We start from the raw sequence: 9,637 nt of genomic DNA, 5'->3' as shown, positions 1-9,637 counted from the left end.
GCGGTTTATAGTGTGACTATCGCATTTATACCGTAGCAGCGGCTTCGGCGGGTTGTTGTTTTCTTTCGTACAACAATTCTTTTTCACCATAAAGTCTTTCTGCTACGATACCCTGTTGTTTGCACAGTTCTACCAGTCTGTTCGATTGGATAATGGGGTTAGATTCGTCTGTATATTTGATACTGCTTATAAATTCAAGCCAGGGTTCCATTCCCATAGCGTACACATACACTTCTTTAGGGTTGAAAATGTTAACCAAGGCCATACCTTTATCACAGTCAGAGCCAGCGAGCCTGCGGCTACCATCCTGTTCACGCGTGATCTTTTTGGTGAGCAATGGGCCATAGAGCCAGGTAAGCGGCGCTCCGTCACATTCCATACCCAGGAACATTACATCAACATCCCCGATAGCATTATGGATATGTTTGTACAACGCAGATTCTACAATTCTGGAGTCTGCCAGAAACAGCAATTTGAAACCGCTGATCTCAATCAGGTAGCAGGCTTTAGTAAGAATATTGAGATCGCTATGCTCACCGGTAAAAGGCAAACCGGTGATAGTGGTATCGGTGAATTTAATAGTTTCCATTTCATCGATAGCCACAACGTTGTCAAAACCAATGTATTCGAACATCAGCTTGAGGTCTGGATTTTCGAGTTTACCGCTGCTGGTACGGGGTACGATAAGGTTTTTAATCTTATGTCTCAGTGGCAGTAATGTTTCGAACAGAATGTGATCCTGGTGGTTATGAGTGATGAGTACATAGTCGATCACCTCTGGCAGATCGGCATCGGAGAAGTGTTCGAGATCAGAATGATAGCCATAGTAGCTGATCAGGGGATCCACGAGGATGGAGACATCTTTAGTTTCTACCAGGATACATGCATGACCGAAGTAGCGCATACGGATCTTATCGCCGGTATATTTCTGATAAGGTGGTGGCGGTGTTTCAGTAAAGAAGGTTTCGAACAGCGCTTCCTGATCGGGAGTAATACCCATGAGTTCTTTGATGCTCTTCAGGTCACGTGCAGTGCGGCGCATTCTGGCGAGTTCGTCTATACCCGGATGATCGAATGGGATGTCGAGGTGTAACACGTTGGGTTCATCCAGTTTAGGAGTACTGAGACAGAAAGGCCGTTGATCATTTTCGGTGATCCAAAGTGCGATACTTTGAGAGGATTTGTCGTAATATTCGCTTTTGTAGAGAAGTGATTCAAAAAAGCGGAAGTCAGCGTTATTATTTCTATCGTAATGCAGTTCCACTAATCCTTTCAGTGCATCCGGCACCTTATTATAGAGCGTTTCAAGACCAAACCCTTTGGCTTCCGTGAGGAGGAGTTTATCCAATTCTTTAACGGACTTTGCCAACTCAAGCAGTTTCTCCTGTTTTTTTACCGTTTTGTCTTTTAAAACCTGGATATCATTTACTCTATCTACGGGTACATCCATGAACGGACCACCTTTCATTTTCGGATTCAGTACGGCCTCAGCGTGAATGGAAGGAGCGCTGATAAATGAATCCATGATGGTCAGATGACGACCAACAATGTTCATAGCCGCAGTTGCCGGAGAAATCAGATGACTCCAGGCATACCATCTGTCGAACAACGGTTCCAGTACAACATTTGGTTTCAGATATAATTTACGTTCATTCATGATGATATTTTTTAAAAAACATGAACACGGCCACGCTGCTTTGGGCAGCATGACCAACGGGAAAGACAAGGAATAATATTGTGAAGCAATAACCTCTACCTACGTATGGATAAGTACGTATGAGTATTGTGACAGTTATCGCAGTAGCATATAGGGTTTACAGGTAGGGCTCCGGTGGAAAGAGCCCTACCACGTGACTAGTCTGCAAGTACAGTACCGATACCGGACTGTTGCGCTTTATCGTAATAGTAGGCAGCTGTTGCTATATCAAACACGGCCATTCCCATAGGATTGAACATGATCACATCATCAGCGCCTGCATTTTTGAGTATCTCCTGAGTAACGACATCTGCCAGGGAGTGCGTATCTTTTTCCTGCAACCCTTTGGTTTTGTGCATCACTTCGATATCCGTATTTTCTCTGCAGATCTCCTCCCAATCATCTACGATCATTACCTGGGTATAATCCAGGAAGTCAGCTACATAGTCTCTGAGAGAAACATTCAGCTGCAGGGAACCTGGTTTGGGTTTTTTGTTGATGTAAGGAGCTTTTGATACCGTACAGGTCATGAAGATATCTGCATTTTCAAACGCTTCCTCCCAGGAGTTAACAATACGTACTTTATCTTTCAGGGTGTCTGGTATCAATGCCTGATCTACAGGTCTAAGGTCATAAATACAGATCTCTTTGAGTTTATCACCCAGCAGATCGCCTATCATCTGGAGGTGGAGTTGTCCAATAGGGCCAAAACCAGTCATGCCTACTTTTACTTCATCTACTGTTTTCGCGGCGAGGTATTGACGAACTACTAGTCCGGTTACCGCAGCAGTACGAACAGCACTGATGAAGCTGGTATTGACGATACAAACGGGAACACCGGTATCTGCATCATTGAGGATGGTTACAGAGTTAGCGCGCGGAAGATTTTTGTTGATGTTGTCAGGAAAGCTGGCAATCCATTTGATACCTGCAAAAGACACGTTACCACCAACGTACGCCGGCATAGCGATGATACGGTTGGTAAGGTTACGGAACCGGAGGTAAGGTTTGATAGGTTGCGCATAATCGCCATCTTTCAATGTCAGTACAGCATCATTGATCCTGTCGATAACGTCGTTCCATTTGATGCCGATGTTCAGCAAATCGTCTTTACTTAAGTAGTGCATAGTATTTTATACGTTTACGGTGACTTTTAGTTTTTCCATCATATTGTTGACCCATTGCTCATTGTATACATTGTTAATATACGAATCACCTTTATCAGCGCAGATGAACAATACGTTTGGATTACCTTCTATTGCGCGGGAGCTGAAATAGCTGTCAATAGCGCTATATACGGCGCCAGTGGATGCACCGGCGAAAATGTTATGATCTCTTACGAGTTCATGGCAGCCGCTCACGAGTTGCTCGTGGCTAACATGCATCGTTTCGTCAATAGTAGCATATTTGAGTATAGCGGGTACTTTGCTAGCGCCGAGTCCGGATACGTAGCGTTTTTTAGGAGGAGTACCGAATATTACGGAACCTTCCAGATCAACACCTACTATGGTTACATTGGGGAATTTTTCTTTTACTCTTTTAGATACGCCAGCAATGGTTCCACATGAGCTCACCGCGATGAAGAGATAGTCGAGCTGCTCAAAGCGATCACATATTTCTTTACCAAGCGTATGGTAATATCCCATATAGTTATCCGGATTTTCGTATTGATTAGTCCAGAAGCTATTGGGGTTTTGGGCACATATCTCTTTTACTTTTTCGATACGGGTCAGCAAATATCCGCCGGTGCTATCTACCTGATCTACCTTTACGACTTCTTCATTGAAAAGCCTGATGATAGCCTCGTTCTCAGCATTAATATTGGGGTCAATAACGGGGATAAAGCGGAGACCGAGGTCCTTACAAAGTCTCGAAAGGGCGATAGCGAAATTACCAGAGCTGGATTCTACGATCAGTGTTTCGTTGTCGATACGATTGTTATGGATGGCGTTAGAAAGGATACTGAGAGCTGCGCGATCCTTTACACTGCCACTGTAGTTTTTGTACTCCAGTTTTGCATACAAGGAGATACCGGGGTAATCTAGGGGCACTACAGGAGTGTTACCTATCAGGTGACTGATTCGTTGCAGGGAGGAGATCATAGATATTTGTTTTGGCACAGTTTTATCAGGGTTAATACTGATAGCTTTTAAATTGTGCGCTGTTAAGTAATATATTTATTTAACGGTTTGTGTGACATTCAAAATATTCTCTTTGGCAACAGGTCTATGGCATAGAACATACAATCACATGTACGGGTTTCTTCATCAACGGTAGTTCTATCAGTTCGCTTTGGGTGGATCTACATTCAAAGTTTCACTTATTGTCTCTGCCCCTGGTTTTCTGTGAAATAATAATGTATCAGTATAAAGATTTCGGGATGGCATTTAAGCTAAAACGCCGCTTGCCAATCACGGAATTTGAGCTGCGCACGTTTTAGCAAAATACCGTTTTTTGCCCACAACTGCAGATATGAGCAATTTATAGCACACATCATCCGTCTGGTAGTAGCAAATTTCCACCAATGCTGGCGTACCTGAAGATGACGATAAGCTCTAAGAGGAATTGATTATTGGCAGTTAAACCTGAATTCTTGACTCAATGCTAATTGGACTTTCTGGGTTATCGAATAGCGTTTTCATTATCTCAGATCATTAAATAGCGTTTTTATATGATCGTTCTCTCCCAACTGTTTTTTAACATGATAATACAGTTCTTTGCGATTAGGATTAAGTGATAGCAGGTACAAATATACCTTTCTCTAAGTCAATATCCATCAACTTACCTGCACGTAAATCTCTAAAAGGCAAACAACAGCATTGTCATAATAAATAAACTGTGGAAACAGTGACAGCCTGGGGTATATAGAGATATGGTGGAAAAATCTCGTACTTTCAGTGCCTATAAAGATCAGTCATCGCATTCCGTGTACAATTTCTAATCTGGGGGTAAAATAAAATAATAAACCCGATATAACCAAATTGCATTCCCTGCAACCAGGCGGTTTAATAATATTTTAATGTGTGACAACAATTATAGATCATATGCGTATCCCTATTGACTATACGTTGCCACAGGTTATTTCAAAGGGCCTGCCAGCAAAGGGATAAATCAACAAGTAGATCATTCTTCTCTCCAAAAATGGTGCTTCTTTTTCTTTTTCCTAACCCAATAATAATACCTTTCTCTGCATCAAAACTGCGGTCATTTATTGATAAATGTGGCCTTTGCAATGTTAATATAGTATCATATTTTGGCCTCAAAATTACCACCTCAGCTAAAAAATTCCGCCGTTTAGCATATAACCTATGCTTTTCTCACTTTCTCTTCCCAACAAAAAGAGGGTAGTGACCACCATAATCACTACCCTCTTTTCACCGTTTTACTATTGCTTAATGAATTTATAGGTCTTATGCTTTCCCGTACTATCGTCGATCAAAAGAAAGTACATGGCAGGCTGGTAAGCCGAAATATCCAACTGGTACTGCATATCATTAATATGTCTTACCTCTTTCATAATATTGCCCTTCATATCTACACAACGGATACTGTTGATCCTCGTACTGTTCCTTATCATGATCCGGTCTTTGGCTGGATTAGGATAAAGGATCGTTCCGCCAACTTCTCCCTTTTCCAACGGTGCTATCATCCTCGCAGTATTGGCACTGTCTTCCCGATGAGCCGGTAGTTCAAAACGGAAAATACCTGCATCAGATCCCGGTATGGTCACCTGCAGGCTACCCTTTGCCGTATATAAACTATCCCGGAAAAGCTCCCTGGCCACATAACTACCTGGCCAGCCGATCCGATCCAAAGAAATATTGTACTGCTTAGCAGCCTGCGTAAAGTTAAACACTGCCAAGTAGTAATCGTCCCCTACCCTGCGAACATATAGCTCGCCTGGCTGAGTGCCCGTGTTACCGTCCACAGGCCGGAATGCTTTCCCATTACCTCGTTTGGCAATATCAAGCAATTCCGTACGCTGTAAAAGGCGTTGAGACTTGTCGACCAGCGAAGCATTAGGTACAGAATAATCATCCCCCATGATCAAAGTACCAGTCACAATACCAGATGCCAACCTGGCCCTGTTCGTGCCTTCTGTCTCATTCCTGAAAACAAGATGATCCGCATCAATATAGTTATACATAAGCGACTGCCACCAGCCATAGTTCGTACTGTTGAGCGTATAGGCGGAAGCTCCGATATTACTTTCTGCATCACAGGCAATACGTCGCATATGTACATAGGGCATAGTAGCCATACTGGGAGATATAGCCGCATATACCAGCATCTGCCCACCGAGCTGATCTACCAGGTATTCCATTCCTTTTCTATATGCCTGCATACCAGTGGTAACAGTTGGGTCATAAAACGCGTCAGCTTCTATAGCCGCATGCCCCAGGAAGTCTATCTTGATCATCTTAAACCCACAGGCTTTGAATTTACCAATAAGATAAGCAAGACGCTGACGGGTACCTGGATGCGTCGGATCCATCGCCCGGCACCCATCCAGGTCATGATACTGTCCATTCTGTTTTAGCCACGTATCCTGGTAGTTAAAACTACTACCCTCCAACTGGCGATCAAACTTACCCCAGTCCACAAACGGCGCCCAGTAAATGCCTGGCTGCAGACCTTTGCTTTTGCAATAATTGGCAAACTGTGTCAGCTGGCTGAAGTCACCCGTAATACCTCCCGAAGAAAGATTATCCCAGTAAGAATCCAGATCAATAAAAGCGGTGCTGTCACTACGGAAAACAGGCAGCTGTGTGGCAAAGAAATCTACTACAGCATTAGCCCGGGCCAGCGTAAGGTTGGTTTTCATTTCTCCCCAGCTATTCCACCCAAAGGGCGTACCACCCGTCCAATTAGGCAAATATCGGGGCGTAGTCTGGCGAGTTACATTGGCAAAAGCTTCCAGCCCCTGGCGCCAATCGCTGACATAGCCTATCATTACCTTCGGAGAGCGTATACTGTTGGCACTGATGGTACCGTGTGGCTTCTTGTCCCGGGTAACCTGCTCTTCCGAATAGCCACCCCAAATGGTCCATTCAGATAGCTGGCTTCCTTGCCCGCTGCTCCTTACACCCGTTTTCCATATACCATGTTCCACTGAACCGGTAAATAATCCCTTACGCGTCACATTATCGTATACTACCCCTACCTCCGCACTGGTATTGGCCTGCGCCGTAGACATCGACTTGGCATTATAACTGATAAACGTGTCATTATCGAACGGTACAAACAGATTGTAAACGTTTACGCTACCGGGCAAATTAACAAAACTGGCTATGAGAGGGACCATTTTATTACTCTTCAAAGCGGTGCCAGCCAGTACGATCTCAGTCAAGAAATAAGGCAGATGAGGATACACGTAAAATATCTGCTGCAGCGTCGGCAATCCGTTCCCGGTATGTTTAATGATATACTTCCGGCCAGCGCCTAAACTATCAAGAATCGCATTGCTGTCAACCGTTCTTCTGGTATATTGGAGACTGCTATAGGCAACCCCACTATTGTACCCAATAGCATAAGCATCGCCGATGATACGATCATCGTTATAATACACATCTATTAGCCCCGATGCAGTATCACAGAGGATACGATTAGCACCACCAAAGGCGATAGACCATGAACGAACAGGCGTCACCGTTATTTTGTCGATATTAGGTGCCCATCCGCTATTATTATCCAACCGTACACTATTTACACCGGCATTAAGTTGTACAGTAAGCGCAGCGGCAGATACAGTCTCCCACCCTCCGGAAGCTTCACAGGCAATCAGCCGGGTATTCGCATTATTGATACTAACAGCGATCGTACGGGGATCCCCTCCCGCATAAAATATCTTCAATACATACTTACCTGCCGTAGTAACCTGTACGGGTATAGTAACCGTACCATTCGTATTACCACCGAGGTAACCGACTAACTTTCCGCCAGAGCAACTGCTACAGTTACTGATCTGGCCACCATTGGATACAGTGCCGTTTTCGGCTTCATAAGTATTTTGCTGGGCATAAGACGTGCTGGCCCCGAGCACTAGAAAAAAAGATAGTAAGAGCAGGCGTAACCGGCATCCGTTGGTTGCGCCCGGAAATAGATAGACATGGGATTTCATAACCGTGGTTTTGACTTGATGGTTAAATGATGATAAGTGAAACGAAATATATATAATATTCCCCGTGTTCCATAATCCCGTGTATTATTGACAATAAAAAGGCCCGTAAAACAAATACGGGCCTTTTGGTATTCTGAGGGTTAACTATACTATTGCGCACAAATCCTTATAGACTCACAAGCGATAATACCGCTATGACATGCCTCGTTAAAAGGACAGGAAATACTGGTAGGAGCCAATGCTCGTACCGAAGGGGCATCCAGTTGACTCAAATAGGCAACTTTGATCTTGCTCAAGTGCAATTTTTTTTCTGCAATCTTTTTCATGAGAAGGGAATTTTATAATAAGATGTTAACCGAATATAAATGAAACAACAGGGTAATCCTCTCCCGTAAAAAGGTGATTTTAGAGCACGCCGATCCAGGCCACCACCTGCGTATCCGGTTCCACCTCCCGGGAAGCAATGCTGTTCAAACAGTGATACAGACCATTAATAACTAAACGGACAAGTGGCTCAAAAACAAACAGGTGACAGCAGTACAGATAGATACCTATACCCGTGAGATAACGCATGGCTCAACGCCTTCTGCCTGGACCTCCCACCAAAAATCTCCCTGATGCTCCCCCAAACAGGGTTCTCCCGGGAGTTTGAAGGCGGACAATCATTACGACACTGCCTCAATGATAAATACCGTACACACAAACGTCAGCTTTTAGAACTATTCGCACCGGCTGTCTTGTCAATACCTATCTGCACATGTTTATCATCCGGCTCTCTACTGCCGAGCATCGTAAATATGAACTGAACCTTTATGCACGGCTGCTAAAATATTATAAAGCAGTGGCCGCTCTATAACAACAATACCAGCAACCACAATAATCCCCCGAATAGCTGCGTTGCATTATATTATAGTGATCTTGTTTTTTTTTTCATCCACTTTTGAAAACTGCTTATCATGAGAAACCTTGCACTTCCCGGCCTGCGCCTTAGCAGGAACGAAATGAAAACTATTAAAGGGGGTAAAATGACATCCCGCGATTGCCTGGGCATCAACAGATGTATCAGCGAAGCTAATTGCAATGGATTTTGCAATGAAAATGGCTGCGGCGTCGGTACCTGCCATGTAGTAAACCAGGTCAACCGTTGTATCTGCGGCGCTCCTTAATGACCTGATTCGCTACTTCATGTATGAAGGCCACCTTACCGGTGGCCTTTTTTATACTTATAACCAATTGAATACCTTTTAATTATGCCCATAAGCAGTTCTTTGGCATAGTTTTGGCATTTGCCGAATAGAAGCAAAAATTTTAACCATGAGACAGTTATTAATAGCTTTAGTCACAATGACAGGTTTTGCTGCCTGTACCTCTCAGGCTGGTACACATACGCCAGATACCGCTATTGCTATAGAGAAAGCCAAGAAACAAACCATAGACTCTATGAACGCCATTCAATCCGTGAAACAACGTGTAATAGACTCTATGAGTACACTGAAGAGAAGTGCGGACAGACATAGCACAGCTTCTCATAGGAATAATAGCAGTGCCGGCTACAGTGCCAACACTTACAATGAACCAGCAGCAGCACCGGCTGCAACAACAACCGCCGCAGCCCCGGTAGCCAAAAAGAAAAAGGGCTGGAGCCATACCGCTAAAGGTGCAGTCGTAGGTGCCGGTACAGGCGCTATCACTGGTGCCATCATCAATAAAAACCATGCCCAGGGCGCCATCATAGGAACCCTTATCGGTGCCGGTGTCGGTGCTGGAACAGGTGCCATCGTGGACCATGTAAAAAAGAAAAAAGGACAACAATAAGAACC

General features: G+C 44.1%; 7 protein-coding genes. 2 read left to right on the top strand and 5 right to left on the bottom strand.

The window, feature by feature from the left end; all coding sequences use genetic code 11:
- Positions 1-25: 25 nt before the first annotated feature.
- The 5 genes from KTO58_RS08165 to KTO58_RS08145 form a co-directional block, all read right to left on the bottom strand.
- Positions 26-1,657 carry an MBL fold metallo-hydrolase gene (locus KTO58_RS08165; protein WP_095841650.1) on the bottom strand — a complete coding sequence of 544 codons (1,632 nt, stop codon included), beginning with the start codon at positions 1,655-1,657 and terminating at the stop codon, positions 26-28.
- Positions 1,658-1,854: 197 nt separating this feature from the next.
- Positions 1,855-2,823: a 2,3-diaminopropionate biosynthesis protein SbnB gene (gene sbnB / locus KTO58_RS08160; RefSeq protein WP_095839855.1), complete on the bottom strand. Its 969-nt coding sequence runs from the start codon at positions 2,821-2,823 to the stop codon at positions 1,855-1,857.
- Positions 2,824-2,829: 6 nt separating this feature from the next.
- Complete coding sequence (gene sbnA, locus KTO58_RS08155) at positions 2,830-3,816, bottom strand: 2,3-diaminopropionate biosynthesis protein SbnA (protein ID WP_198314973.1); 987 nt, start codon at positions 3,814-3,816, stop codon at positions 2,830-2,832.
- 1,265 nt (positions 3,817-5,081) lie between these two features.
- Entirely contained in the window at positions 5,082-7,817 is a 2,736-nt protein-coding gene (locus KTO58_RS08150; RefSeq protein WP_157753099.1) for a T9SS type A sorting domain-containing protein, read from the bottom strand.
- Between the two features lie 149 nt (positions 7,818-7,966).
- Positions 7,967-8,143, bottom strand: coding sequence for a hypothetical protein (locus KTO58_RS08145; RefSeq protein WP_157753101.1), 177 nt, complete (start codon positions 8,141-8,143; stop codon positions 7,967-7,969).
- A gap of 630 nt (positions 8,144-8,773) precedes the next feature.
- Here KTO58_RS08145 and KTO58_RS08140 point away from each other — a divergent pair.
- Together KTO58_RS08140 and KTO58_RS08135 are read left to right on the top strand one after the other, a co-directional pair.
- Positions 8,774-8,983: a hypothetical protein gene (locus tag KTO58_RS08140; RefSeq protein ID WP_157753103.1), complete on the top strand. Its 210-nt coding sequence runs from the start codon at positions 8,774-8,776 to the stop codon at positions 8,981-8,983.
- 148 nt (positions 8,984-9,131) lie between these two features.
- Positions 9,132-9,632: a YMGG-like glycine zipper-containing protein gene (locus KTO58_RS08135; protein WP_198314974.1), complete on the top strand. Its 501-nt coding sequence runs from the start codon at positions 9,132-9,134 to the stop codon at positions 9,630-9,632.
- The last annotated feature ends 5 nt before the right edge of the window (positions 9,633-9,637 follow it).

The organism is Chitinophaga pendula (assembly GCF_020386615.1).
Lineage (GTDB): Bacteria > Bacteroidota > Bacteroidia > Chitinophagales > Chitinophagaceae > Chitinophaga > Chitinophaga pendula.
Note: the sequence above shows the minus strand (reverse complement) of the source record. Positions and strands in the feature narration are given on the sequence as shown.